The sequence below is a fragment of the Pseudomonas sp. PAMC 25886 genome (assembly GCF_000242655.1).
Lineage (GTDB): Bacteria > Pseudomonadota > Gammaproteobacteria > Pseudomonadales > Pseudomonadaceae > Aquipseudomonas.
The window spans coordinates 1-26,435 of the sequence record NZ_AHHC01000008.1; the positions used below are offsets into that span (position 1 = coordinate 1).

General features: G+C 61.7%; 28 protein-coding genes. 23 read left to right on the forward strand and 5 right to left on the reverse strand.

From position 1 onward, the window contains the following. Positions 1-431: 431 nt before the first annotated feature. The 9 genes from MUM_RS0101175 (at position 432) to flhB (ending at position 7,420) form a co-directional block, all read left to right on the forward strand. The gene (locus MUM_RS0101175; RefSeq protein ID WP_010166087.1) at positions 432-1,802 is read left to right on the forward strand and encodes a flagellar hook-length control protein FliK; all 1,371 of its coding nucleotides are present in this window, start codon (positions 432-434) and stop codon (positions 1,800-1,802) included. 249 nt (positions 1,803-2,051) lie between these two features. After that, positions 2,052-2,558, forward strand: a complete 507-nt coding sequence (gene fliL, locus MUM_RS0101180; RefSeq protein ID WP_010166089.1) for a flagellar basal body-associated protein FliL — start codon at positions 2,052-2,054, stop codon at positions 2,556-2,558. Between the two features lie 9 nt (positions 2,559-2,567). Then, positions 2,568-3,536 (forward strand): flagellar motor switch protein FliM, encoded by a 969-nt coding sequence (gene fliM / locus MUM_RS0101185; RefSeq protein WP_010166091.1) that lies wholly within the window; start codon positions 2,568-2,570, stop codon positions 3,534-3,536. A 34-nt stretch (positions 3,537-3,570) separates the two neighbouring features. Then, positions 3,571-4,038 (forward strand): flagellar motor switch protein FliN, encoded by a 468-nt coding sequence (gene fliN, locus MUM_RS0101190; protein WP_010166093.1) that lies wholly within the window; start codon positions 3,571-3,573, stop codon positions 4,036-4,038. Position 4,039: 1 nt separating this feature from the next. Next, positions 4,040-4,474: a flagellar biosynthetic protein FliO gene (fliO, locus tag MUM_RS0101195; RefSeq protein ID WP_029615726.1), complete on the forward strand. Its 435-nt coding sequence runs from the start codon at positions 4,040-4,042 to the stop codon at positions 4,472-4,474. Then, positions 4,474-5,217, forward strand: coding sequence for a flagellar type III secretion system pore protein FliP (gene fliP, locus MUM_RS0101200; RefSeq protein ID WP_003214554.1), 744 nt, complete (start codon positions 4,474-4,476; stop codon positions 5,215-5,217). Before fliO ends, fliP begins: the two co-directional genes overlap by 1 nt. Before the next feature lie 3 nt (positions 5,218-5,220). Continuing rightward, a complete protein-coding gene (fliQ, locus tag MUM_RS0101205; protein ID WP_003214552.1) occupies positions 5,221-5,490 on the forward strand; it encodes a flagellar biosynthesis protein FliQ in 270 nt (89 codons plus the stop codon). Positions 5,491-5,503: 13 nt separating this feature from the next. Then, complete coding sequence (fliR, locus tag MUM_RS0101210; RefSeq protein ID WP_010166103.1) at positions 5,504-6,280, forward strand: flagellar biosynthetic protein FliR; 777 nt, start codon at positions 5,504-5,506, stop codon at positions 6,278-6,280. 3 nt (positions 6,281-6,283) lie between these two features. Further along, positions 6,284-7,420 (forward strand): flagellar biosynthesis protein FlhB, encoded by a 1,137-nt coding sequence (flhB, locus tag MUM_RS0101215; protein WP_010166105.1) that lies wholly within the window; start codon positions 6,284-6,286, stop codon positions 7,418-7,420. A 168-nt stretch (positions 7,421-7,588) separates the two neighbouring features. Here flhB and MUM_RS0101220 read toward each other — a convergent pair whose 3' ends face one another. Then, positions 7,589-7,804, reverse strand: coding sequence for a DUF6124 family protein (locus MUM_RS0101220; RefSeq protein WP_010166107.1), 216 nt, complete (start codon positions 7,802-7,804; stop codon positions 7,589-7,591). A gap of 541 nt (positions 7,805-8,345) precedes the next feature. On the opposite strand from MUM_RS0101220, the gene flhA reads away from it, so the two are divergent. The 14 genes from flhA to MUM_RS0101290 all read left to right on the forward strand — a co-directional run bounded on the left by flhA (position 8,346) and on the right by MUM_RS0101290 (position 22,635). Beyond that, positions 8,346-10,460 (forward strand): flagellar biosynthesis protein FlhA, encoded by a 2,115-nt coding sequence (gene flhA, locus MUM_RS0101225; protein WP_442962327.1) that lies wholly within the window; start codon positions 8,346-8,348, stop codon positions 10,458-10,460. Positions 10,461-10,471: 11 nt separating this feature from the next. Continuing rightward, positions 10,472-11,788 carry a flagellar biosynthesis protein FlhF gene (gene flhF, locus MUM_RS0101230; protein ID WP_010166111.1) on the forward strand — a complete coding sequence of 439 codons (1,317 nt, stop codon included), beginning with the start codon at positions 10,472-10,474 and terminating at the stop codon, positions 11,786-11,788. A 121-nt stretch (positions 11,789-11,909) separates the two neighbouring features. Further along, entirely contained in the window at positions 11,910-12,743 is an 834-nt protein-coding gene (gene fleN, locus MUM_RS0101235) for a flagellar synthesis regulator FleN (RefSeq protein WP_003192912.1), read from the forward strand. After that, positions 12,740-13,480, forward strand: coding sequence for an RNA polymerase sigma factor FliA (gene fliA / locus MUM_RS0101240; RefSeq protein ID WP_010166121.1), 741 nt, complete (start codon positions 12,740-12,742; stop codon positions 13,478-13,480). Before fleN ends, fliA begins: the two co-directional genes overlap by 4 nt. 170 nt (positions 13,481-13,650) lie before the next feature. Next, entirely contained in the window at positions 13,651-14,025 is a 375-nt protein-coding gene (locus MUM_RS0101245; protein ID WP_005790040.1) for a chemotaxis response regulator CheY, read from the forward strand. Positions 14,026-14,043: 18 nt separating this feature from the next. Next, positions 14,044-14,832, forward strand: a complete 789-nt coding sequence (locus tag MUM_RS0101250) for a protein phosphatase CheZ (protein ID WP_010166122.1) — start codon at positions 14,044-14,046, stop codon at positions 14,830-14,832. An 11-nt stretch (positions 14,833-14,843) separates the two neighbouring features. Next, on the forward strand, positions 14,844-17,066 hold the full coding sequence (locus MUM_RS0101255) for a chemotaxis protein CheA (protein WP_010166123.1): 2,223 nt from the start codon (positions 14,844-14,846) through the stop codon (positions 17,064-17,066). A gap of 49 nt (positions 17,067-17,115) precedes the next feature. After that, positions 17,116-18,237 (forward strand): protein-glutamate methylesterase/protein-glutamine glutaminase, encoded by a 1,122-nt coding sequence (locus tag MUM_RS0101260; RefSeq protein ID WP_010166124.1) that lies wholly within the window; start codon positions 17,116-17,118, stop codon positions 18,235-18,237. Continuing rightward, the gene (locus MUM_RS0101265) at positions 18,237-18,977 is read left to right on the forward strand and encodes a flagellar motor protein (protein WP_010166125.1); all 741 of its coding nucleotides are present in this window, start codon (positions 18,237-18,239) and stop codon (positions 18,975-18,977) included. Before MUM_RS0101260 ends, MUM_RS0101265 begins: the two co-directional genes overlap by 1 nt. Before the next feature lie 15 nt (positions 18,978-18,992). Next, a complete protein-coding gene (motD, locus tag MUM_RS0101270; protein ID WP_010166126.1) occupies positions 18,993-19,880 on the forward strand; it encodes a flagellar motor protein MotD in 888 nt (295 codons plus the stop codon). Positions 19,881-19,931: 51 nt separating this feature from the next. Continuing rightward, a complete protein-coding gene (locus tag MUM_RS0101275) occupies positions 19,932-20,720 on the forward strand; it encodes a ParA family protein (protein ID WP_003210643.1) in 789 nt (262 codons plus the stop codon). A 151-nt stretch (positions 20,721-20,871) separates the two neighbouring features. Next, positions 20,872-21,681, forward strand: a complete 810-nt coding sequence (locus MUM_RS0101280; RefSeq protein ID WP_010166130.1) for a CheW domain-containing protein — start codon at positions 20,872-20,874, stop codon at positions 21,679-21,681. Between the two features lie 72 nt (positions 21,682-21,753). Continuing rightward, on the forward strand, positions 21,754-22,239 hold the full coding sequence (locus MUM_RS0101285; RefSeq protein ID WP_003210641.1) for a chemotaxis protein CheW: 486 nt from the start codon (positions 21,754-21,756) through the stop codon (positions 22,237-22,239). Then, entirely contained in the window at positions 22,240-22,635 is a 396-nt protein-coding gene (locus MUM_RS0101290; protein WP_010166133.1) for a DUF2802 domain-containing protein, read from the forward strand. It abuts the gene before it with no gap. Positions 22,636-22,668: 33 nt separating this feature from the next. Here MUM_RS0101290 and MUM_RS0101295 read toward each other — a convergent pair whose 3' ends face one another. The 4 genes from MUM_RS0101295 to fliK form a co-directional block, all read right to left on the reverse strand. Then, positions 22,669-23,832: a hypothetical protein gene (locus MUM_RS0101295; protein ID WP_010166135.1), complete on the reverse strand. Its 1,164-nt coding sequence runs from the start codon at positions 23,830-23,832 to the stop codon at positions 22,669-22,671. An 83-nt stretch (positions 23,833-23,915) separates the two neighbouring features. Continuing rightward, positions 23,916-24,260 (reverse strand): Rap1a/Tai family immunity protein, encoded by a 345-nt coding sequence (locus MUM_RS1000000134920; RefSeq protein WP_169385951.1) that lies wholly within the window; start codon positions 24,258-24,260, stop codon positions 23,916-23,918. A 125-nt stretch (positions 24,261-24,385) separates the two neighbouring features. Continuing rightward, the gene (locus MUM_RS0101300; RefSeq protein WP_010166136.1) at positions 24,386-24,715 is read right to left on the reverse strand and encodes an EscU/YscU/HrcU family type III secretion system export apparatus switch protein; all 330 of its coding nucleotides are present in this window, start codon (positions 24,713-24,715) and stop codon (positions 24,386-24,388) included. Beyond that, positions 24,712-26,295, reverse strand: a complete 1,584-nt coding sequence (gene fliK / locus MUM_RS0101305) for a flagellar hook-length control protein FliK (RefSeq protein ID WP_010166138.1) — start codon at positions 26,293-26,295, stop codon at positions 24,712-24,714. The genes MUM_RS0101300 and fliK overlap by 4 nt, the downstream gene beginning before the upstream one ends. Between the last annotated feature and the right edge of the window lie 140 nt (positions 26,296-26,435).

Sequence of the window (26,435 nt, forward strand, 5' to 3'; positions counted from 1 at the left end):
GCTGTAGATTTTGATGTTGCCTTTGCTTCACACCACTCAAGCCGGCCTGTAGGCCGCTGTGCTGTTGATCTGCTTTTGATCTTGATCTTAGGCGCCCCGTTAAACCACGCTGGCCGAACGCAGGTAGTACGGAGCGGGTAAACCGGCAGGACGCCGGTTTAGCCGCGACGGGGCAGGGACGCCCCGTCGCGGCGGCCCGCGGAGTAATGCCGGAGTGAGGGCACACCGAGCCTGAGCGAGGTGCCGAGTGGTGGGGCAAGAGCGTTTTGCTTACTTTTGCGCTGTTCAAAAGTGAGCCGCTGTAAGAGCGGAACCAATAGCGGCCCTAACCCAAACAACGGATATACACACCAAACCCAAAAGCTGGCCCAACTCTTGCTCTACCTCCTGTAACCGCACCCTCGACCCCTGTGCGGCGGAGACTCTTATATATGGCAATCACCCCGAATTCGCTCCTTCAGGCGGCCCCTGCGGCCAAGCCTCAAGCGCCCGCTGCCAATCCACCGGCAGTGGCTGCGGACCCGCGGGACAAGGCCCCGGGCTTCGCTCAGGTGTTCGCCAACCAGGCCTCCACGCCTGCGGCAAAACCCACCGACACCACGACCAGATCCACCCGCGACAAGCCTGCGGACAGCAGCGCAAAGCCCGCCGCCAACAACGACAAGCCTGCCGCCGGCACCCCATCGGTTGCCGATAACGGCAAGACTTTGCCTGCCACCCCGCCGGCCAAGTCCGACACCCCGGACACCACCGCCAAGGCTGACGACACGGCGCCTGCAGACGACCCGACCCTGGCCCAGCAACCCCCGGTTGACCCCGCCGTCGACCCGGCGCTTGTGGCGGCGGTCGTCCCCGTTCCCGTTCCCGCAGCGCCGGCGCCCGTCGAGACGCCGGCACCGGCGGCAGCGAAAGATGACAAGGCCCAACCTGTCGTGGCACCTGCGGTGGCCGCGACCGACGACGCCAAGCCCGCCTTCGACCCCGAAGCCGATCCGCTGGACGCCATGCCCGCCGTGCGCCTGGCCATGGAGCAGGGCGGACACGTTTCCGCCAGCAGCCAAACCCCGGCAAAAACCGCCCCGGCCCCGACCCAGGATCAGCCGACCGCCGCGCAAAACTTCGCCACGGGCCTGGCCAATATGGTCGATCAGCAAGCGGCCAAGGACAGCACCGACCAGGGTGGCGACAAAGCCTTCACCGGCCTGATCGACGGCGGCCTCAAGGACCTGAAGGACGCCAGCAGCGACACCCGTGTCGATGACTTTGCCAACCGCCTCGCCGCGCTGACCCAGGCTGCCACGCCGAAAACCGCGAATGCCTTGCCGCCGGTCGCCAACGCGCCATTGGCCATGCACCAGAGCGGCTGGACGGATGAGGTGGTGAACCGGGTCATGTACCTGTCCAGCGCCAACCTCAAGTCGGCCGAAATCCAGTTGCAGCCTGCTGAACTGGGCCGCCTGGACATCAGCGTGAAAATGTCCGCCGACCAGCAGGCGCAGGTCACCTTCATGAGCGGCCACGCGGTGGTGCGTGAAGCCCTGGAAAGCCAGTCGGGCCGCCTGCGGGAGATGTTCGCCCAGCAGGGTATGGGCCAGGTCGACGTCAATGTTTCCGACCAGTCCCGTGGCTGGCAGGGTCAACAGGGCCAGGACCAGCAACAGCAGAACCAGGCCCGCGGCGTCAGTGGCAATGGCGGGCGGGGTGATGGGGCTGATGGCGGCGGTGTCGGTGAAGTGGCTGAAGTCGCAGCGCCGGTTGTGCAGTCCGTGATCGGCTCCAGCGCGGTGGACTATTACGCCTGATCTGAAGAGTGGCCTTATTTCCAGTTGGAATCGGGTCATGTGGGAGCTGGCTTGCCTGCGATAGCGGTGGGTCAGCAACCAAGATATCGCCGGGCAGGGCCTCATCGCAGGCAAGCCAGCTCCCACAGTTAATCGGCGTTGTGAGTGAGAGCACCTCACTCTTCCCGTTTGAACAGACAACTCTGGCATAACACTTGCTCTTGCCTTTCCCCAGAACTATGAATCCCCGAATAGTGACGGATTATTGGCATGGCGAAGAGCGACGACGTAGCAAAAGCACCCGCAGGCAAGGGCAAGGGCAAGCTCAAGCTTATCCTGCTGATTGTTCTGGGCTTGTTCCTGGCGATCGGCGTGTCCGTGGGGGCTACCTGGTACTTCATGCACAGTGCCGCAAGCAAACCGGCCGCGACGGCCGAGATCAACCCCAACGTCAAGCAACCGGCAATCTTCGAGCCGATGCTTCCGGCGTTTGTCGCCAACTTCAATCAGAACGGCCGCCAACGCTACCTGCAGGTGAGCATTACCCTGCTGGCGCGTAACCAGGCAGACCTGGATGCCCTCAAGGTGCACATGCCAGTGATCCGCAACAACCTGGTGATGCTGTTCTCTGCCCAGCCCTTCGACACCCTCGCCACCCCGGTGGGCCAGGAAATGCTGCGCCAGAAGGTCACTGCCAGTGTGCAGGAAGTGGCCCAGAAGGAAGTCGGCAAACCTGTGATCGAGCAGGTGCTCTTCACTAATTTTGTATTGCAGTAGGATCACGACATGGCCGTGCAGGACCTGCTGTCCCAGGATGAAATCGATGCGCTGCTCCATGGCGTCGACGATGGTCTGGTACAGACCGAAATGGCTGCCGAGCCCGGCAGCGTCAAAAGCTACGACTTGACCAGCCAGGATCGCATCGTCCGTGGACGCATGCCGACCCTGGAAATGATCAACGAACGGTTTGCCCGTTACACCCGCATCAGCATGTTCAACATGCTGCGCCGCTCGGCGGACGTGGCGGTGGGCGGCGTGCAGGTGATGAAGTTCGGTGAATATGTGCACTCGCTGTACGTGCCCACCAGCCTCAACCTGGTCAAGATCAAGCCGCTGCGCGGTACCGCGTTGTTCATCCTCGACGCCAAGCTGGTGTTCAAGCTGGTGGACAACTTCTTCGGCGGTGACGGCCGTCACGCCAAGATCGAAGGCCGTGAATTCACCCCGACTGAACTGCGCGTGGTGCGCATGGTGCTGGAACAGGCCTTCATCGACTTGAAGGAAGCCTGGCAGGCGATCATGGAAGTCAACTTCGAGTACATCAACTCGGAAGTGAACCCGGCCATGGCCAATATCGTCGGCCCCAGCGAAGCCATTGTGGTCTCCACCTTCCACATCGAGCTCGATGGCGGTGGCGGCGACCTGCACGTGACCATGCCGTACTCGATGATCGAGCCGGTGCGCGAGATGCTCGATGCGGGCTTCCAGTCCGACCTCGACGACCAGGACGAACGCTGGGTCAAGGCCCTGCGCGAAGACCTGCTGGACGTCGACGTGCCCCTGAGCGCCACCGTGGCCCGTCGCCAGCTGCGTTTGCGGGATATTTTGCACATGCAGCCGGGGGACGTGATTCCCGTCGAACTGCCGGAAGAACTGATCATGCGCGCCAACGGCGTGCCGTCGTTCAAGGTCAAGCTCGGCTCTCACAAAGGCAACCTCGCGTTGCAAGTGATTGAGCCGATCAACCGTCGCTGATCCACACTAATTTCTGCTCCGCCGAGGACATGTAATGGCTACTGAACACGAAAACACTTCCGCCGAAGACCAGGCCCTGGCTGACGAGTGGGCGGCTGCCCTGGAAGAAACCGGCGACGTCGGCCAGGACGATATCGACGCTCTGTTGGCGGCCGATGCGGCCACCGCACCGGTGGGTAATCGCATCCCCATGGAAGAGTTCGGCAGCGTGCCGAAGAACAACGAGCCGGTAACCCTGGATGGTCCGAACCTGGATGTGATCCTCGATATCCCGGTGTCGATCTCCATGGAAGTCGGCAGCACCGAAATCAACATCCGCAACCTGCTGCAACTCAACCAGGGTTCGGTGATCGAGCTGGACCGCCTGGCCGGCGAGCCGCTGGACGTGCTGGTCAACGGCACACTGATCGCCCATGGCGAAGTGGTGGTGGTCAACGAGAAGTTCGGCATCCGCCTGACCGACGTGATCAGCCCGAGCGAACGCATCAAGAAGTTGCGTTGATATGAAGCGCTCATTGGTAGGACTGTTATCGACGCTGCCCTTGAGCGCAATGGCAGCAGAGCCGGTCGCCCAGGCGGCCGCGCCGGCGCTGGGCAGTGGCGTCGGCGGGCAATTGACGCAGTTGGTGCTGGGTTTGTTGCTGGTGGTGGGGCTGATCTTCGTGCTCGCCTGGGTGCTGCGCCGCGTACAACGCATCGGCCCGGGCAATGCGCAGGTCATCGAGCTGGTGGGTTCACGAGCCCTGGGCCCGCGGGACCGGCTGGTGCTGGTGCAAGTCGGTGACGAACAGATTCTGCTGGGCATCACCCCCGGCCGCATCACCCCGTTGCACGTGCTCAAGACGCCTGTGGAAGTGGCCCAGACTCAAGCGGCCACGCCGGAATTCGCCCAGCGCCTCATGGAGTTGCTGGGCAAGGATCAGAAGGATAAGAAGTAATGCGCGTTTTATTGACGCTCATGCTGTTGCTGGCAGCGCCGCTGGCGTACGCGGCGGACCCGTTGTCGATCCCGGCGATCACCCTGGGCACCAACGCGGCGGGCGCGCAGGAGTATTCGGTCAGCCTGCAGATCCTGCTGATCATGACCGCGCTGAGCTTCATCCCCGCGTTCGTGATGCTGATGACCAGCTTCACCCGCATCATCATCGTGTTCTCGATCCTGCGTCAGGCCCTCGGCCTGCAACAGACGCCGTCGAACCAGATCCTGACCGGCATGGCGCTGTTCTTGACGCTGTTCATCATGGCGCCGGTGTTCGACAAGGTGAACCAGCAAGCCCTGCAACCGTACCTGGCAGAGAAAATGACCGCCCAGGATGCGATCGACAAGGCGCAAGGCCCGATCAAGGATTTCATGCTGTCCCAGACCCGTTCCAGCGACCTTGAGTTGTTCGTGCGGTTGTCCAAGCGTACCGACATCGCCAGCCCCGACATGGCGCCGCTGACCATCCTGGTGCCGGCGTTCGTGACCTCGGAGCTGAAGACTGCGTTCCAGATCGGCTTCATGATCTTCATCCCGTTCCTGATCATCGACCTTGTCGTGGCGAGTGTGCTGATGGCCATGGGGATGATGATGCTGTCGCCGTTGATCATTTCGTTGCCGTTCAAGATCATGCTGTTTGTGTTGGTGGACGGGTGGGCGCTGATTATCGGCACCCTGGCCGGCAGTTTCGGTGGGGTTTAGCGCATGACGCCAGAAGTAGCAGTCGACCTGTTTCGCGAAGCCCTGTGGCTGACCACCATGATGGTCGCGGTGCTCGTGGTGCCCAGCCTGTTGGTGGGCCTGCTGGTGGCGATGTTCCAGGCCGCGACCCAGATCAACGAACAGACCTTGAGCTTCCTGCCGCGCCTGCTGGTGATGCTGATCACCCTGATCGTCGCCGGCCCGTGGCTGGTGCAAACCTTCATGGAATACATCCTGCAGCTGTACGGCAGTATTCCGCAGTTGATCGGCTGACCCCGTGAATTCGATGCTGGCGTTGACCGATACCCAGATCAGCACCTGGGTGGCGTCGTTCATCCTGCCGCTGTTCCGGGTCACGGCCGTGCTGATGACCATGCCGGTGTTCGGTACCACCCTGGTACCACGGCGCATTCGCCTGTATTTCGCGGTGGCGATCACTGTGGTCATTGTCCCAGGCTTGCCGCCGATGCCGCCGGTGAATGCCCTCGATCTCAGTGCACTGATGCTGATCGCCGAGCAAATCATCATTGGCGCTTTGCTGGGCTTCTCCCTGACGCTGTTTTTCCAGGCCTTTGTGATCGCCGGGCAAATCATCTCGATCCAGATGGGCATGGGCTTTGCGTCCATGGTCGACCCCACCAATGGCGTGTCGGTGGCGGTGATCGGGCAGTTCCTGACGATGCTGGTGACCTTGCTGTTCCTGGCCATGAACGGCCACCTGGTGGTGTTCGAGGTGATGACTGAAAGCTTCACCACCTTGCCGGTGGGCAGCGGGCTGGTGGTCAATCATTTCTGGGAGTTGGTAGGGCGCCTCAGTTGGGTGCTCGGCGCCTCGTTGCTGCTGGTGTTGCCGGCGATCACCGCGCTGCTGGTGGTCAACATCGCCTTTGGCGTGATGACCCGGGCGGCGCCGCAATTGAACATCTTCTCCATCGGTTTCCCGTTGACCCTGGTGCTGGGCATGGGGATTTTCTGGGTCGGCATGGCTGACATTCTCAATCAGTATCAACCGCTGGCGACCGACGCCTTGCAGTTTTTACGTGACTTGGCGCGGGCGCGGTAAGCCATGGCCGAGAGCGAGAGTGGCCAGGACAAAACAGAAGACCCCACGGAGAAACGTAAAAAGGACTCCCGGGAAAAGGGCGAGATTGCCCGCTCCAAAGAGCTCAACACCCTGGCGATCATGCTCGCCGGCTCCGGTGGCCTGCTGATCTACGGCGGTGGCCTGGCCCTGGACCTGATGGAGTTGATGCGCCTGAATTTCTCCCTGCCCCGTGACGTGCTGTTGAGTCCCGGCGCCATGGGCTTGTACCTGCTGCACTCGGGCAAGATCGCGATTCTCGCGGTGCAGCCGATCCTGATTACCTTGCTGCTGGCAGCACTGATCGGCCCGATCTCCCTCGGCGGCTGGCTGTTTGCCGCTGGCAGCATGGCGCCCAAATTCAGCCGGATGAACCCAGGCCCGGGGCTGAAGCGGATGTTTTCCACCAAGGCCCTGGTGGAACTGCTCAAGGCCTTGGCCAAGTTCATCCTGATCCTGTTTGTGGCGTTGACCGTGTTGTCGTCCGACATCGACGACTTGCTGCGCATCGCCCATGAGCCGATCGAGCTGGCGATCATCCACAGCGTGCAAGTGGTGGGCTGGAGCACGCTGTGGATGGCCTGCGGTCTGATCATCATTGCCGCCGTGGACGCGCCGATCCAGCTGTGGGAAAGCCACAAGAAGCTGCTGATGACCAAGCAGGAAGTGCGCGACGAGCACAAGGACCAGGAAGGTCGGCCCGAGGTCAAACAGCGGATTCGCCAACTGCAGCGCGAGATGTCCCAGCGCAAGATGATGGCGGCGGTGCCCGACGCCGACGTGGTCATCACCAACCCGACCCACTACGCCGTGGCGCTCAAATACGACCCGGAGAAGGGCGGGGCGCCGATGTTGCTGGCCAAGGGCAGCGACTTTACGGCGTTGAAAATCCGTGAAATTGCCGTGGCCAATGACATCTTGCTGCTGGAGTCGCCGGAGTTGGCGCGGTCGATCTTCTATTCCACTGACCTCGATCAGGAAATCCCGGCCGGGTTGTATCTGGCGGTGGCGCAGGTCTTGGCGTACGTGTACCAGATCCGCCAGTACCGCGCGGGCAAGGGCAAGCGTCCGGATCCGCTCAAAGACCTGCCGATTCCGCCGGATTTGCGTCGGGATTCCTGATTTTGCAGCGCCGCTCCCGGCCTCATCGCGGGCAAGCCCGGCTCCCACATTTTGATCGCATTCTCCCGGCCAACTCGGCCAACTGTGGGAGCCGGGCTTGCCCGCGATGGCGTCCGCCCAGGCAACAAAAAATCTCCTGAGCGTTCCCGCAATTGCATCCGGCAACGTTTAAGTCGCATACGAGGGCGCTATGTCATCCAGCACCCGATCTGCCAACAACCGCGCTACCTCAATCAGCTGCGCAATCCCCTGCGCGCCTTCCCGTCGTGATCCTTCCAGTTCAAAGGCAAAGTCGCAGGTCAGTGCATGGGCCGAAGCCAGTGTTTCGGTGAGGTTGACCAGCAGGTCTTCGGTGCTGAGGCCGTCGATGACGCTGAATAGCACGACGGGGGGGCGTTGTGGGAGGAGGAATGGCTATCTTCGATAGCGCCTTTTTCGGCGTTGCGCAGGTTATGGGAATTTGTTTTGGTCCTGGTGACGCTCCTGGAGAATATGCTGGAGGTGCCCTGAATTCACTCGGGCCGCGACGCCTGCCCGCTGCGTTTGCAGCGGTGCCCGGAGACTAGAGATCGGGTTTCCCACCAGCAACCCTAAATACCTGTCGGACGTTTCGCCATCTCCCGTGAACGGGCTTGTGTGGCGAGGGAGCTTGCTCCCGCTGGGGTGCGAAGCGCCCCCAATCAAGCTATCGCGGTTATTCAGGCAAAACGCGTAAGCCGTTCTGGGGCTGCTGCGCAGCCCAACGGGAGCAAGCTCCCTCGCCACAGGTGATGGGTGTGCGGCGGTAGCCCTTCGCTGTCCGTGAGACCGATCTGCTTCCTCAAGCAAAAGTTGGAAGGCTTCTTGCAACACCGCCTCCAGGACGCCCTCCCGGCGTCAAAAGTTTGCTTCAAGGAAACGAGGAATACCGGTGGATCGCTCTCAAATGCTCAGCACGGCCCGTGGCACCCTGACTGACCTCTCTCGAGGCAATCTGGGTGTGCCGTTGTTGTTGCTGGTGATGCTGGCAATGATGATGTTGCCGATGCCGCCGTTCCTGCTGGACGTGTTCTTCACCTTCAACATCGCGCTGTCCGTGGTCGTGTTGCTGGTGTGCGTGTACGCCCTGCGGCCGCTGGATTTTGCGGTATTCCCAACGATTCTGCTGATCGCCACCCTGCTGCGGCTGGCGCTCAACGTGGCTTCAACCCGGGTGGTGATGCTCCACGGCCAGGACGGCCACGCCGCCGCGGGCAAGGTGATCCAGGCCTTCGGTGAGGTGGTGATCGGCGGTAACTACGTGGTCGGTATCGTGGTGTTCGCGATCTTGATGATCATCAACTTCGTGGTGGTGACCAAGGGCGCCGGGCGGATTTCCGAGGTGAGCGCACGTTTCACCCTCGACGCGATGCCCGGCAAACAGATGGCCATCGACGCCGACCTCAACGCCGGCCTGATCGACCAGAACCAGGCCAAGTCCCGCCGTCTTGAAGTCGCCCAGGAAGCCGAGTTCTACGGTTCCATGGACGGTGCCAGTAAATTCGTGCGCGGTGACGCCATCGCCGGCCTGCTGATTCTGTTTATCAACCTGATCGGCGGCATGGCGGTCGGCATCTTCCAGCACGGCATGACCTTCGGCGACGCCGGCAAGGTTTACGCCTTGCTGACCATCGGTGACGGTTTAGTGGCGCAATTGCCATCACTGTTGTTATCTACAGCGGCAGCGATCATGGTGACCCGTGCTTCGGGCTCCGAAGACATGGGCAAGCAGATCAGCCGGCAGATGTTTGCCTCGCCCAAGGCGCTGGCGGTGGCGGCGGGCATCATGGCGATCATGGGGATCGTGCCGGGCATGCCCCATGTGTCGTTCCTGAGCATGGCGGCCATGGCTGCCGGCGGCGCCTACCTGTTCTGGAGAAAGCAAAACCAGATCAAAGTGATTGCCCAGCAGGAGGTGGCACGCCAACAGGAGCTGCTGCCATCGCCGGCCCGCGCCCAGGAAACCAAGGAGTTGGGCTGGGATGACGTCACCCCGATCGACATGATCGGCCTGGAAGTCGGCTACCGCCTGATTCCCCTGGTGGACCGTAACCAGGGCGGCCAATTGCTCGCGCGGATCAAGGGCGTGCGCAAGAAGCTGTCCCAGGACCTGGGCTTCCTGATGCCCACCGTGCACATCCGCGACAACCTCGACCTGGCCCCCAGCGCCTACCGCCTGACCCTGATGGGCGTGATCCTGGCCGAAGCCGAGATCTACCCGGACCGTGAACTGGCGATCAACCCGGGCCAGGTGTTCGGCAGCCTCAACGGGATTACCGCCAAAGATCCGGCTTTTGGCCTGGAAGCGGTATGGATCGAAATCAGCCAGCGCAGCCAGGCGCAGTCGCTGGGCTACACCGTGGTAGACGCCAGCACCGTGGTCGCCACTCACCTTAACCAGATTCTGTACAAGCACTCCCACGAGCTGATTGGCCACGAAGAAGTCCAGCAACTCTTGCAATTGCTGGCCAAGGCCTCGCCAAAACTCGCCGAGGAGCTGGTGCCGGGGGTGCTGTCTACCTCGCAACTGCTCAAGGTATTGCAAGCGCTGTTGGCCGAGCAGGTACCGGTACGGGACATTCGCAGCATTGCCGAGGCCATCGCCAACAATGCCGCCAAGAGTCAAGATACTGCCGCCCTGGTGGCCGCAGTGCGCGTCGGATTGTCGCGTGCAATCGTCCAAAGCATTGTAGGGCTTGACTCCGAGCTGCCTGTTATCACCTTGGAACCAAGGTTGGAACAAATATTGCTCAATAGTATTCAGAAGGCTGGGCAGGGCGCTGACGAAGGCGTGTTGCTGGAGCCAAGCATGGCTGAGAAGCTGCAGCGTTCGTTGATCGAGGCCGCGCAGCGCCAGGAAATGGAAGGCCATCCGGTGATCCTGCTGGTGGCTGGCCCCGTCCGGGCGATGTTGTCGCGGTTTGGACGCCTGGCTATACCGAATTTGCACGTATTGGCTTACCAGGAAATTCCTGACAATAAGCAAGTGACTATCGTCGCGACAGTAGGGCCCAACGGCTGAGGTAGTGGGATATGCAAGTGAAGCGTTTTTTCGCCGCCGATATGCGTCAGGCCATGAAACTGGTGCGTGATGAGTTGGGCGCCGACGCTGCGATTATCGGTAACCGCCGTATTGCCGGCGGTGTCGAGCTGACGGCTGCCCTGGATTACAAGCCCTCGGCCCTGGCGCCGCGTGTGCCTAACATGGAGCTGGAAGACGAGCTGCGCAAGACCGCTTCGCGCATTGTCTCGGCCCAGGCCGAACTGAGCATGCGTGGCGACAGCGACACCACCACCAACCGCCAGCTGTTTGCCGGCCTGCCGCTGACGGCGTCCGAGCCTTTGGTAGAGCCGACCTTTGTCGAACCGCCACGTCCTGCTGCGCCCGCCCCGGCGGCAGCGGTAGACCAGCGGGTGTTCGACTCGATGCGTTTCGAGCTCAACGGCCTGCGTGAGCTGCTGGAAGTGCAGTTGGGCTCGCTGGCCTGGAACCAGTTGCAGGGCAGCCAGCCGCAGCAGGCCAACCTGTGGCGCCGTCTGCAACGCATTGGCCTGTCTGGCCCGTTGTCCCGTGACCTGCTGCAACTGACCACCCAAATTGAAGAACCCAAGCAGGCCTGGCGCATGCTCCTGGCCCACTTGGCGCGGATGATTGTTACCCCGGAAATCGAGCCCCTGGAAGAAGGCGGCGTGATTGCCATGGTCGGCCCTGCCGGCATGGGCAAGACCACTACCCTGGCCAAGCTGGCCGCACGTTACGTGCTCAAGTACGGCGCGCAGAACATCGCGCTGGTGAGCATGGACAGCTACCGCATTGGCGCCCAGGAACAGCTCAAGACCCTGGGCCGCATCCTCAATGTGCCGGTGACCCACGTCGACGCGGGCCAGTCCCTGGCCAACGCCCTCGACCCGCTGCTGCGCAAGCGCGTGGTGTTGATCGATACCGCTGGCCTGCAAGCCAGCGACCCGGCCTTGCGCATGCAACTGGAAAGCCTGGCCGGGCGCGGGATCAAATCCAGAAACTATTTGGTACTTGCCACGACCAGCCAGAAGCAGGTACTGACAGCTGCCTACCACAGCTATAAACGCTGCGGGCTGGCGGGCTGCATCCTGACTAAACTGGATGAAACAGCGAGCCTGGGCGAAGTGTTGAGCCTGGCTATCAGCCATGAATTACCGGTCGCCTACCTGACCGACGGGCCGCGGATCCCGGATGATTTGCATCTGCCGCGCCGTCATCAGTTGGTCAGCCGGGCTGTCAGCGTGCAAATGCAGGAAGAACCGAGTGAGGAGGCGATGGCTGACATGTTCGCCGACCTCTACCACAGTCCGAACAAACGGGTCGGCTGAGGTCAACATGAACAGGCAACACAAAACGACAGTGCAATGTATCTACATCGATGGTCTGCCAGCAGTTCGCGCGGCCAAGTCATGTAGCCTGCGTCTAAGCAAGACAAGGTAAAGAAATAAAATGGGCAGCATGCATCCCGTACAGGTGATCGCGGTGACCGGCGGCAAAGGTGGCGTCGGGAAAACTAACGTGTCAGTGAATTTGTCCCTGGCCCTGGCAGAGCTTGGCCGTCGCGTCATGCTGCTGGATGCTGACCTGGGGCTGGCGAACGTCGACGTTCTGCTGGGGCTGACGCCCAAACATACTCTGGCCGACGTGATCGAAGGCCGCTGTGAGCTGCGCGACGTGCTGTTGCAGGGGCCCGGCGGGATTCGTATCGTGCCGGCCGCTTCCGGCACCCAGAGCATGGTGCACCTGAGCCCGGCGCAACATGCCGGCCTGATCCAGGCGTTCAGCGACATTGGCGACAACCTCGACGTGCTGGTGATCGACACCGCCGCCGGCATCGGCGAGTCCGTGGTCAGCTTCGTGCGCGCCGCCCAGGAAGTGTTGCTGGTGGTCTGCGACGAACCCACCTCGATCACCGACGCCTACGCCCTGATCAAACTGCTTAACCGTGACTACGGCATGAACCGCTTCCGCGTGCTGGCCAACATGGCCCAAAGCCCGCAAGAGGGGCGCAATCTGTTCGCCAAGTTGACCAAGGTCACAGATCGCTTCCTCGATGTCGCCTTACAATACGTTGGCGCAGTTCCTTACGACGAGTGCGTACGCAAGGCCGTGCAAAAGCAGCGTGCGGTCTATGAAGCGTTCCCTCGTTCGAAGTGCGCATTGGCGTTCAAGGCTATTGCCCAGAAGGTCGATACCTGGCCGTTGCCCGCCAACCCGCGTGGGCATCTGGAGTTTTTCGTCGAGCGATTGGTGCATCAGACGAGCGCAGGACCGGTGCTATGACAGCCAGCGGCTACAACCTTTACAAGAAGTCGGCACGTGACAGTCAGGTCGAATTGATCGAGCGCTATGCGCCGCTGGTCAAGCGCATTGCCTATCACTTGCTGGCGCGCCTGCCTGCCAGCGTCCAGGTCGAAGACTTGATCCAGGCCGGGATGATCGGCTTGCTCGAAGTGTCGACCAAGTACGACGCGAGCAAGGGCGCGAGTTTCGAGACCTACGCGGGTATCCGTATCCGTGGGGCCATGCTCGATGAAGTGCGTAAAGGTGATTGGGCGCCGCGTTCGGTGCACCGCAATACACGGATGGTGAGTGACGCAATTCGCTCAATTGAAGCAAAAACCGGTCGCGACGCTAAAGATCACGAAGTTGCGGCCGAACTCCAATTGAGTCTCGATGATTACTACGGGATTTTGAACGATACCTTGGGCAGCCGCCTGTTCAGTTTCGACGACCTTTTGCAGGACGGCGAACATGAAGGGCTGCACGAGGACGGCGCGAGTGCCCATCTCGAACCGTCACGCGATCTGGAGGATGAACGCTTCCAGACTGCGCTGGCGGACGCGATTGCCAATTTGCCGGAGCGTGAGCGACTGGTGTTGGCGCTGTACTACGACGAAGAGCTGAACCTCAAGGAAATCGGTGAGGTCCTGGGCGTCAGCGAATCGCGGGTCAGCCAGTTACACAGCCAGTGCGCAGCCCGCTTGCGGGGGCGTTTGGGAGAGTGGCGAGCGCGCTGACAGGCAGTGTGGGGACACTGCGAACGATACCGTCCAGGCCTTGCGCCCGGACGGGCTTGGCCCGTGGTGCGCCCCCGGTAGTCCTTTTTGTGTAACGCCTGTTGATTGATATGGCGCGCCCAGGTGCTGGGCGCGTTTAAGACTGCTTGGAGGTCGAATTGGACAAGAACATGAAAATCCTCATCGTTGATGACTTCTCAACGATGCGGCGGATCATAAAAAACCTGTTGCGTGACCTTGGGTTCACTAACACGGTCGAGGCGGATGACGGCATTACGGCGATTCCGATCCTCAACAGCGGGAGCATCGACTTTCTGGTAACGGACTGGAACATGCCGGGCATGACCGGTATCGATCTGCTGCGCCACGTGCGCGCTGATGAAAAACTGCGCAGCCTGCCTGTGCTGATGGTGACCGCTGAAGCCAAGCGTGAACAGATCATCGAAGCCGCCCAGGCCGGGGTTAACGGCTACGTGGTCAAGCCATTCACTGCACTGGCCTTGAAAGAGAAGATCGAAAAAATCTTCGAACGCATCGGTCATTGATGCTGCCACGGGGGAGCTATGGAGCATAAAGAATCATCGCAGGCCGACTTTGAGTCGACCCTGAAAAAACATGCTCATCAACTCGTCGAAAGCCTTGAAAAAGGCCAGTTCGGCGACGCGGTGCAGTTAATCCATGAGCTCAACCAGACCCGTGACCGCGGCCTGTACCAGGAAGTGGGCAAGCTCACCCGTGAGTTGCACAGTGCGATTGTCAATTTTCAGATTGACCCGCACATGCCCCAGGCCGAAGAAATCTCGCAGATCACGGATGCCACCGAACGCCTGTCGTATGTGGTCAGGCTGACTGAGGCGGCGGCCAACCGCACCATGGACCTGGTGGAAAACGCCACGCCTCTGGTCAACGGTATGGCCAGTGAAGCCAAGGCCCTGAGCAACGATTGGGGCCGGTTCATGCGTCGGGAAGTGGGCGCTGAAGAGTTTCGTGAACTGGCGCGTCGGGTCGACGGCTTTTTGTCCCGCAGCGAGCAGGAGAACCGCACGGTTTCCAGCAACCTCAATGACATTCTGCTGGCCCAGGACTACCAGGACCTGACCGGCCAGGTGATCAAGCGCGTGACCCAACTGGTCACCGAAGTGGAAAGCAACCTGCTCAAACTGGTGTTGATGGCGGGTCAGGTTGACCGGTTTGCCGGCATCGAACATGACCGCGAAGCGATCCTTTCTGAAAAAGATCCACAAAAACACCTCGCCAAGGGTGAAGGTCCGCAGATTCATGCCGATAAACGTGAAGACGTTGTATCCGGGCAAGACGACGTAGACGATTTGCTGTCCAGTTTAGGCTTCTAAGGAGCACACCCATGAGCTTCGGCGCCGATGAAGAAATCCTTCAGGATTTCCTTGTAGAGGCCGGCGAAATTTTAGAGCAACTGTCCGAACAACTGGTCGAGCTGGAAAGCCGACCGGATGATGCGAACCTGCTCAATGCAATTTTTCGCGGTTTTCACACTGTAAAAGGGGGCGCCGGCTTCCTCCAGCTCCACGAGCTGGTGGAGTGCTGTCACATCGCCGAGAACGTGTTCGACATCCTGCGCAAGGGTGAGCGGCACGTCGACTCGGAACTGATGGACGTGATTCTGGAAGCACTGGACGCGGTCAACGGCATGTTCAGTGAAGTACGCGAACGTGCACCGATCACTGCGGCCACGCCGGAACTGCTGGCCGCCCTGGCGCGCCTGGCAGAACCTGCGGCCAATGCGCCGGTGGTTGAAGCGGTGGCTGAGCCTGTCGCCGAGCCTGCGGGCGACGTCACCGACAGCGAATTTGAACAACTGCTGGACTCGCTGAACGCCGTCAAGGCCGAAGCCGAGGCTCCAGCGGCCAGTGCGCCGGCCATGGTGCCGACCACTGAAGACATTACCGACGCCGAGTTCGAGTCGTTGCTCGACCAGTTGCACGGCAAGGGCCAGTTTGCCCCGGACGCGGTGGCCGCAGCGCCAGCGCCAACGGAAGCCGCGGCGCCTGCCAGCAATGAAATCACCGACGACGAATTTGAAGCGCTGCTGGACCAGTTGCACGGCAAAGGCTCGTTTGCCGCCGATGCACTGCCGGAAGTCGCCGCCACGGCCGCTGCACCTGCAGCACCCGCCGCTGCCGCTGCACCGGCTGCCGATGGCCTGATCTCCGATCACGAGTTCGAAGCGCTGCTGGATGAACTGCACGGCAAGGGCAAGTTCACCGAAGCCGTCGGCACTGCTGCACCGGCTGCTGCGGCCGCCGCTGCGGTGGCAACGCCGGCTCCGGTGGCCGCCAAGGCCGCTGCGCCCGTGGCTGCCAAGCCTGCACCGACGGCGGCACCTGCACCCGCACGTGCCGCTGCCGCCCCGGCCCCGGACAAGCAACCGGCCAGTGAAGCCGAAACCACCGTGCGGGTTGATACCGCGCGCCTGGACGACATCATGAACATGGTGGGCGAACTGGTGCTGGTGCGTAACCGCCTGGTGCGCCTGGGCCTGAACAGCGGCGACGAGGCCATGCAAAAGGCCGTGTCCAACCTCGATGTGGTCACCGCCGACCTGCAAACCGCGGTGATGAAGACCCGGATGCAGCCGATCAAGAAAGTCTTCGGGCGCTTCCCGCGCCTGGTTCGCGACCTGGCACGCCAGCTCAAGAAAGAGATCAACCTGGAACTGGTGGGTGAAGAAACCGACCTCGACAAAAACCTTGTCGAGGCTCTGGCCGACCCGCTGGTCCACTTGGTGCGCAACGCCGTCGACCACGGCGTCGAGACGCCGGAAGAACGCGAAGCCTCGGGCAAAAGTCGCCAGGGCAAAGTGATTCTGGCGGCCGAACAGGAAGGCGACCACATCCTGCTGTCGATCACTGATGACGGCAAGGGCATGGACCCGACGGTACTGCGCAACATCGCCGTCAAGCGTGGCGTGATGGACAAGGACGCCGCCGACCGCCTGACCGATACCGAGTGCTACAACCTGATCTTCGCCCCGGGCTTCTCCACCAAGACCGAGATCTCCGACGTGTCGGGCCGTGGCGTGGGCATGGACGTGGTGAAGACCAAGATCAGCCAGCTCAACGGCTCGATCAACATCTACTCGACCAAGGGCCAGGGCTCGAAGATCGTCATCAAGGTGCCGTTGACCCTGGCGATCATGCCGACCCTGATGGTGATGCTGGGCAACCAGGCCTTCGCCTTCCCGCTGGTCAACGTCAACGAAATCTTCCACCTCGACCTGTCGCGCACCAACGTGGTGGACGGCCAGGAAGTGGTGATCGTGCGCGACAAGGCGTTGCCACTGTTCTACCTCAAGCGCTGGCTGGTGGCCTCGGCCAAGCATGAAGAGCAGCGCGAAGGCCATGTGGTGATTCTCTCCGTGGGCACCCAGCGTATCGGCTTTGTCGTCGATCAACTGGTGGGCCAGGAAGAAGTGGTCATCAAGCCTTTGGGCAAAATGCTGCAGGGAACCCCGGGCATGTCGGGCGCGACCATTACCGGTGACGGTCGGATTGCGCTGATTCTCGATGTTCCGAGCATGCTCAAGCGTTACGCCGCACGGCGTATTTGATTCGGCCCGGGCAGGGCGGTTGTCCCTCGCCCGGCCTAACGGAGTGTTTATGGTAGTCAAGGTCCTGGTGGTGGACGATTCGGGTTTCTTCCGCCGCCGCGTCTCGGAAATTCTTTCATCGGATTCCAATATCCAGGTGGTCGGCACGGCCACCAACGGCAAAGAGGCGATCGATCAGGCCCTGGCCCTCAAGCCGGACGTGATCACCATGGACTACGAGATGCCGATGATGGACGGCATTACGGCGGTGCGGCACATCATGCAGCGCTGCCCAACGCCGGTGTTGATGTTCTCCTCGCTGACCCACGAAGGCGCCCGGGTGACCCTGGATGCGCTGGATGCCGGCGCGGTGGACTTCCTGCCGAAGAATTTCGAAGACATCTCGCGCAACCCCGAGAAGGTCAAGCAGATGCTCTGCGAGAAGGTGCACAGCATCTCCCGCAGTAACCGCCGCAGCCTGTTCAGTGCGCCGGCACCGGCACCGGTTACGCCGCCACCGGCCGCCCCGAGCACTTTTGGTCGCCCGGCACCTGCGCCGGTTGCGCGTCCGGCCGTCGCCCCTGTGCGTACGGCTGCACCCACTGCGCATTCGCCTGCGCCCAAGCGCAAAGCCTACAAGCTGGTGGCCATCGGTACGTCCACGGGTGGCCCGGTGGCTTTGCAGCGGGTGTTGACCCAACTGCCGGCCAACTTCCCGGCGCCGATCGTGTTGATCCAGCACATGCCTGCCGCGTTCACCAAGGCCTTCGCCGAACGCCTGGACAAGCTGTGCCGCATCAGCGTCAAGGAAGCCGAGGATGGCGACATCCTGCGTCCTGGCCTGGCGCTGCTGGCCCCTGGCGGCAAGCAGATGATGGTCGACGGCCGTGGCGCGATCAAAATCCTGCCGGGTGACGAACGCCTGAACTACAAGCCGTGTGTGGATATCACCTTCGGTTCGGCGGCCAAGTCCTACGGCGACAAAGTTCTGGCGGTGGTGTTGACCGGCATGGGCGCCGACGGCCGTGAAGGCGCGCGCCTGCTCAAGCAGGGCGGCAGCGCGATCTGGGCCCAGGATGAAGCCAGCTGCGTGATCTATGGCATGCCCATGGCGATCGTCAAAGCCGACCTGGCGGACGCCGTCTACAGCCTGGACGACATCGGCAAGCACCTGGTGGAGGCCTGCCTCTAATGGATGTCTTGAGCCTGATTGGCATCATCATGGCGTTTGTCGCGATTATCGGCGGCAACTACCTCGAAGGCGGCCACCTGGGCGCGCTGGCCAACGGCCCGGCAGCGTTGATCGTGATCGGCGGCACCGTGGGCGCAGCGTTGTTGCAGTCGCCCATGAGTTCGTTCAAGCGTGCCATGCAGATCCTCATCTGGATCATCTTCCCGCCGCGGGTCGACCTGCCGGGCGGCATCGACCGCGTGGTCAACTGGAGCCTCACGGCGCGCAAGGAAGGCTTGCTGGGCCTGGAAGGCGTGGCCGATGCCGAGCCTGACAGCTACGCGCGCAAAGGCCTGCAGTTGCTGGTGGACGGCGCCGAGCCGGAAGCGATCCGCAGCATCCTGGAGGTGGATTTCTACACCCAGGAAAGCCGCGACATCAACGCCGCCAAAGTCTTTGAAAGCATGGGCGGCTACGCGCCGACCATCGGCATCATCGGTGCGGTGATGGGCCTGATCCACGTGATGGGCAACCTGGCCGATCCGTCGCAACTGGGCAGCGGGATTGCCGTGGCGTTCGTCGCCACCATCTACGGCGTGGCCAGTGCCAACCTGGTGTTGTTGCCGGTGGCCAGCAAGCTCAAGTCCATTGCCATGCGCCAGTCGCGTTATCGCGAGATGTTGCTGGAAGGCATCCTCTCGATTGCCGAGGGTGAAAACCCGCGCTCCATCGAATTGAAGCTCCAGGGCTTCATGGATTGATGGGAGGTATCTGTTGTGAGCCGTCGCCGCCGCGAGCCTGAAGAACACGTCAACCATGAACGCTGGCTGGTGTCCTACGCCGACTTCATTACGCTGCTGTTCGCGTTTTTTGTGGTGATGTACTCCATTTCCTCGATCAACGAAGGCAAGTACAAAGTCATCTCCCAGGCGCTGATCGGTGTGTTCAACGACGCCGACCGCGCCCTCAAGCCGATTCCGATCGGCGAAGAACGCCCCAAGACCGTGACCCCGGCCAAGCCGCTGGTCAACGACAGCGATGAAACCGCCGCCGGCATCGGTGGCACCAGCGACCCACTGAAAAGCATCGCCGATGACATCAGCGCAGCCTTTGGTGATTTGATCAGCTCCAATCAGATGACCGTACGCGGCAATGAGCTGTGGGTGGAAATCGAGCTTAATTCCAGCCTGTTGTTCGCCAGCGCCGATGCGATGCCCAGCGACCAGGCGTTCACCATCATCGACAAGGTGGCGGCGATCCTGAAGCCGTTTGAAAACCCGGTCCACGTTGAAGGCTTTACCGACAACCTGCCGATCAGTACCGCGCAGTACCCGACCAACTGGGAGCTGTCTTCGGCCCGCGCCGCGAGTATTGTGCGAATGCTGGCGATGCAGGGCGTGAACCCCGGGCGCCTGGCGTCGGTGGGGTACGGCGAGTTCCAGCCGGTGGCCAATAACGCCACGGCGGAAGGCCGCGCGCGCAACCGTCGGGTGGTGCTGGTGGTGTCGCGTAACCTGGATGTGCGCCGCAGCCTGACCGGTACCGGCACTGCCAATGCAACACCGGATGCCGCCTTGAAGCGGGCTGGCACACAAACTGCACCAGCGCCCGTAAAGGCGCCGGTTCGCGGGAATGCCGTCAATTCTCCGTCACCGGCTCTATAACCCCATGCAATTTCTCGGTCGAGCCTGTGCCTGCCGGGAGGAACAATCCGAATGAGAGTCTGGGCAGTTGCCAATCAAAAGGGTGGTGTCGGTAAAACCACCACCTCCATCGCCTTGGCCGGCTTGCTGGCCGAGGCCGGCAAGCGTGTGGTCGTGGTCGACCTGGACCCCCACGGCTCCATGACCAGTTATTTCGGCTACGACCCGGATGCCCTGGAGCACAGTTGCTACGACCTGTTCCTGCACAAGGGCAGCGTGCCGGCCGATTTGCCGGGCCAACTGTTGTTGCCCACCAGCAATGAAAAGATCTCGCTGTTGCCGTCCAGCACCGCCCTGGCCACCCTTGAGCGTCAGTCGCCGGGGCAAAGCGGCCTGGGGCTGGTGATCGCCAAGACCCTGGCGCAGCTGTGGCAGGACTTCGACTACGCCATTATCGACAGCCCGCCGTTGCTGGGCGTGCTGATGGTCAACGCCCTCGCTGCGAGCCAGCAGTTGGTGATCCCGGTGCAGACCGAGCACCTGGCCGTCAAAGGCCTGGAGCGCATGGTCAGCACCCTGGCGATGATCAACCGCTCGCGCAAACAGGCGCTGCCGTTCAGCATCGTGCCGACCCTGTTTGACCGGCGTACCCAGGCATCCCTCGGCACCTTGCGCGTCTTGCGTGACGCCTATCCGGACACCATCTGGCAAGGCTACATCCCGGTGGACACGCGCCTGCGGGATGCGAGCCGGGCCGGGCTGACGCCTTCGCAATTCGACGGCAAGAGCCGTGGCGTACTGGCCTACCGGGCATTGCTCAAGCATCTGCTGTCCCAGCAACTTGTGGCGCAGGTGGCGTGATGACCATAAACAGCCCTGTAGGAGCCTGGCTTGCCAGCGATGCAGACGCCGCGGTTTTCCTGACAAAACCGGCTCCCGATTCAAGTCCGGACACCCACAGGCCGATAACCTCTGAATACAGGGTTGATGGGGCTTGCGCGTGGGCATACAGATGAACCGTCCCGTTGATTTCAAGACCCGGCCGCAACTGGCGCTGGAGTCCTATCTGGACGCCTTGCTCCAGGACGCCACCGAGGACATGCCGGAACCGATTCTGATCCTCGATGAAGTCGTCGAGCCTGAGCCGGTGGCTCTGGACGAGTTTCAGTTGGCGGTCCTGGAAGAACAGGCCCGCGATGCGTTGGTGGTGCCCGTACTAGAACCTGCACCGGTTGCTGTGCCCGTGCCCGTCGCGCCGGTCGTGGTCGCACCCGCAGTGGTGGAACCGGTGGTTGAGGTTCACCTCCCGCCGAGCATCACGCCGCCGCCGGTACAGGGAGATGGCCGGCCGGCGTGGGCCGCCGAGCCGTTCGAATGTTTGCTGTTCGACGTTGCCGGGCTGACCCTGGCGGTGCCGCTGGTGTGCCTGGGTTCGATCTACTCCCTGGAGGGCCAGGAGTTGACGCCGCTGTTCGGCCAGCCGGAGTGGTTCCTCGGGATCCTGCCGAGCCAGCAGGGCAACTTGAAGGTACTGGACACCGCGCGCTGGGTGATGCCCGACCGTTATCGCGACGATTTCCGCCAGGGCCTGCAGTACGTTATTTCGGTCCAGGGCTATGAGTGGGGGCTGGCGGTGCATCAAGTCAGCCGCTCGCTGCGCCTGGACCCCAACGAAATCAAATGGCGCAGCCACCGGGGCCAGCGGCCATGGCTGGCGGGCACCGTGATCGAACACATGTGCGCGTTGCTGGATGTCGCCGAATTGGCGGAGTTGATCGCCAGCGGCGCAGTAAAAGATATGCCGCTCAACAAACGCACTTGATAACAAGCGCAGCGCGCTGGCGCTGCCCAAGAACACACACCGTAACCAACGGTATTTGAAGGGGTCTGGAGTATGAACAAGTCAGTGTCCGCACAAGGTCTGGTGGATGATCCAATCCTGCAATGGGTCACCTTCAAGCTGGACAACGAGTCCTACGGCATCAACGTGATGCGTGTGCAGGAAGTGCTGCGCTACACCGAGATCGCTCCGGTTCCGGGTGCCCCGAGCTACGTGCTGGGCATCATCAACCTGCGCGGCAACGTGGTGACCGTGATCGACACCCGCCAGCGTTTTGGCCTGGTGCCGACCGAAGTCAACGACAACACCCGCATTGTGATTATTGAAGCCGACAAGCAAGTGGTCGGAATCATGGTCGACAGCGTGGCGGAAGTGGTTTACCTGCGCCAATCTGAAGTCGAGACCGCGCCGAACGTCGGCAACGAAGAATCGGCCAAGTTCATCCAGGGTGTCTGCAACAAGAACGGCGAACTGCTGATTCTGGTTGAGCTGGACAAGATGATGAGCGAAGAAGAGTGGCAGGACCTGGAGAATATCTGATTGTTCCTTGAGGTAGCGGTGATCGTCCTGGCCATCCTGTGGGCCGGGACCCTGGGCTTCCTGCTGCGCTATGTGCGCCAGCAACGGGAGGTGGCCACTCAACAGGTCGCACGCGAAGCCGCGCGCGACCGGCGCATGCTGGAACTGGTCAAGCGGGTCGACCACTTCCAGCAGAGCGCCGTGCGTGTGGGTGACGAAGTGCACGAGCTGCGTTCGGTGCTTGCACCGTTGCCGGACAAACTGTCGGCACTGGAGCAGCGCGACCCGTCGAGCCTGTCCTTCGCCCAGGCGGCGAAGCTGGTGGGCATGGGCGCCACGGTGGATGAGCTGACCCAGTCCTGCGGCTTGACCCAGGCTGAGGCGCAGTTGATGAGCAAGTTGCACAAGAGCAGTTGACGGTGACGGGCTGCAAGCGGGCTCGCTTGCAGCTTATAACTGATGCCGTTTGCTCAGCCATTCAGCCATGGTTGAGTCTTCCAGGGCGTACTCGCCACGATTGGCTTTCCAGACCAACTCCTTCTCCCGCAACACCTCCAGGGCTTTCTGAACGTTTGGCGTGCTGGCGTTCGGCTCAGCCTGGGCCAACTCCAGCTTGCTGTTGACGTCCTGGAAGGTTTTTTCCGCAAAAGGCGAGAACGCTTGCTTGCCCAGGGTTCTTTCGCCCATCACCTCAAGCACCGCCTGTTGCAGGGGGGAGAGGTCGTTGTAGGCGCTCTCGTAGTCGCTCCAGATTCCCGCCTGGTGATTGAGTGCTCCAGTCCTCAGCAACTCGCCAAGGTTGCTGGCCTCACCCAGGCCCACGCTCACTTCGGTCAATAGTGTGTTGAGCATTTCCGGGCGTCGGCCAACGAGCTGGAACGCGTAGTCCATATCCTCAAGGTTGAACTGGTTGGTCGCGGCCAGGCGCTGGTTCCACAGGTCCGTCACGAACTCGACATAATCCCGGCTCAGCAGCGGGAACGGCGTGATGTGGGCGCCAAAGAAGGGTTGTTTGCTCTTGAGTACCAGGTTGGCCAGTTTGTCCCGGCTGGACCCGGTGAACACCAGGCGCAGGCCGTCTGCCGTGCTGCCGCCGTTGAGATGATCCCGTGCAGCCTTGAGGGCAAACATGGCGTTCACGCCATTTTCGCTGTTGAGGGCGTGCTGGGCTTCGTCCACGATCAGCACGATCATTTGTCCCGAGACCTGGTGCAGCACGTCGAGGGCGTGGCTAAGCGTCGTGCCGGCGGGCAGTTGAGGCTTGGTGAAATCCCAACTCAGGGTGCGCAGCAGGCTGATCTTGTCGATACCGGCTTTCTTGGCTGCTTTGCTCACGGCGCTTTCGAATTCGCCCAAGGCTTTGCCGATGGCGCCGGAAATCAGCGCGGCGGGGTCGATTTCGCGGTTCATCCAAAGGTCCACGTAAACCGGCAGCCAGCCGCGCGCCTTGCATTCAGGGATGAGGTCGTTGCGCAGGAACGTGCTCTTGCCCGTGCGGCGAGGGGCCGCGAGGAACATGCCGGAGCTGTAATCGGCAAATGACTCGCCCGCCAAATCACGGGCGAGGGCTTCGGCGAGTAGCTTTCGACTGAGGATCGGGCGGGTCGGGCTCATGACGTTATCCTGAACTATCGGGTTCGAGATAATCTATACCTTGAAAGATATAATTGCTATACATCAGCGGCTGCGGCTTCCCGCTATAGCGAGTTGGTGCCTTTCTTTGGGCAGGGATAATGTTCGGTAATTGCACCCCTGACCAGCCGGGCCGTGCCGCCTCGCTCTGCCGCAGGGTATTTCTTGCTGTACGCCAGAACCCTATCGACCAAACGCCCTGGCTCCAAGCTTTCCGGCAGGCAAAGGCGGCGATTCCTGGGGGTGAATTCGTCCAGGTATTCCAGTGTTCTCAGCACGCCCGTGGTGATGCCAAGGCAATAGGCTGACGGGTAGGAAGGTGGTGCATCCGGCGACATTTCCCTGGCTTCGCGACAGGCCGCAAGGTATTCATGAGCCTCGTTGCTGGCCGTTGCCGTCAGGGAAAACACACAGAGACTCAGTGCTACCAGGATTGAAGTCCGTTTCAACTGCCGTGCTCCGGGATTAAGGGGTCGTGACAGATTAATTCCCAGTTGTTACGGCTTAATGTGGGCAAATCAAGCCCACTCCCACATTAATAATCGTCGCCTCTTTCCGTCACATCCCGCTCCACCGGCCCCGCATCCGGGTCGTATCCCACCGGGAACTTGCCGTTCAGCGTCCAGGCAAACGCAATGATCTCGGCGATGGTGCGGTACAACTCTTCCGGGATGCTGTCGCCCAATTCCATGCGCGCCAGTAATTTGACCAGCTCGGCATTTTCGTAAATCGGTACTTCATTTTCCCGGGCCAGCTTCAGGATGGCTTCCGCCAGGGCGTCGTCGCCCTTGGCGGTCAGGGTCGGCGCTTGCTGGCCGTCGTATTTGAGGGCAATGGCCTGGCGCGGCGGGTTGGGGTTTTTCATGCGGTTTCATCCACCCAGCGTTGTTCCAGCCCGGTTTTCGGGCCCCGTGGCGGTGTGCCGAGGTGGCAGTCCAGGTCGCCGACGTTGAGCCCCGACGACACCAGGCGTTCGCGCAGGCTGCCCAGGTGGCTTTCGATCAGGCTGGCCGTGTAGGGCCGGGTCGCCCACAGTTGGCTGGAGAGTTTGCCCTGGCTCAATTGGGCCTGGACCTGCAGCGGGCCCAGCGGCTCCATGTCGAGGGCCATTTCCACGCGCCAGAGCATGTTTTTGGGGTCTTTGCTGTCCTTGCGTTCCGGCTGTTCCTTGTCGGGGGCCGGTTCTTCACGCTGGAACTTGACCTGCAACGGCACGATGTCCTGCAAGGTGCGCATCGGGATCTCCAACTGCCAGGTGGTCAAGAGCTTGCCGTCGGCAGTGGTGCCGGTCTGTTCCAGGCTCGACAGCTGATGGCTTTGCAGGCGCGAAATGGCCCCGGCGGCCAGGCGCAGCAGGTTTTCCAGGTCGCTTTCACCTTCCAGGCGTTGCATCAGCCGATCCGGCAGCGGAAAACCTGCGGGGGCTTGTCGGGCGCCGACCTGGCCGAGGGTACCCAGCGGGCTGCGCACGAAGCTGGGGAGCATCTGCGCCAGGGTGTTGGCCGCCAGGATCGCATTGAGGTTGGTGCTGGCGGGCAGGGCAGGCATCAGGTCGGCGACGAGGCGCAGCAGGGCGCCTTTCATGTCCAGTGGCGGTATCTGTGGGTTTTGTCCTGCCAGCAACTTGGCTTCGAGAAACGTCCCGCTGTTCTGGATGATTTGGGCCAGTACCTTGGGATTGCTCACTTGGGCCAGGTCGGGCAGGGCTGCCAGCAAACGCGCAGCGGCGGCGCGCAGGTCGACGGAGGTGCTGTCGCTGCTGGTGGCGGGCAGGCTTTGCAGCGCGGTGAACACCACGTCCAGCGAGCCCTGGCGGCTTTGCTGGGTGGAAAGTTGCTGGGCCACGGCCAGTTGGTCCTTGAGACCGCTCAGCGGCACAAAACTCAGGGTTTGCGCACTTTGCACCACGGCGCTGAGCAGGCTGCCGATGCGCAACGGTTGCGGGCTTTCGACGGTCAGGGTCGCGCCGCTGAGGACGTTATTGAGGACTGACACCAGCGAGCGATACACCACTGGCTGGTTGGTGCCCTGGGGCAGTGCCTGGGTGGTCAGCACCTTGCCTTGCAGCAGGGTGCCCACTGGCAATTGGCTGGTATCGATGCGCGTCAGCGCGGCAACGCTGGAACTCAGCGCCTGCTGCAGGCTGATGGACAAATTGCCCGACGGCGTCTGGCTGACTTCCACCTGGGTACCCAGCGGCAGCGGCTGGCTGCTGCTGGCCTGCACCAGGGTTTGCCGGCCACCTTCCAGGGTCAGCTTGAGCAGCAACTGAAACGCATCACCGCCCTGTTTAAGCGCCAGGACCTCGGCGTTCACGGTTTTTCCAGGGTCGATCAGGCCGGTCTGCGGCTCCAGCAGTTTCAGCAGCTCACCCGTCGCCGGCGCGGTGGCAGGCCCGGCCGGAAGCGTCGGGGGAAGTGTTGGAAGAGTGATCTCACCGGTCATCGTGCGCGCCGTCTCAAGGGAAATTGCCCTCTTTAGAGTAGGGCATCACATGTATAATGCCGCCCGTCTTCAAAGAGAGCGTTAAAAACAACACAACTGATTGATCCAGCTCTCTAAAAACGGTCGCCAAAGCAGTTAAT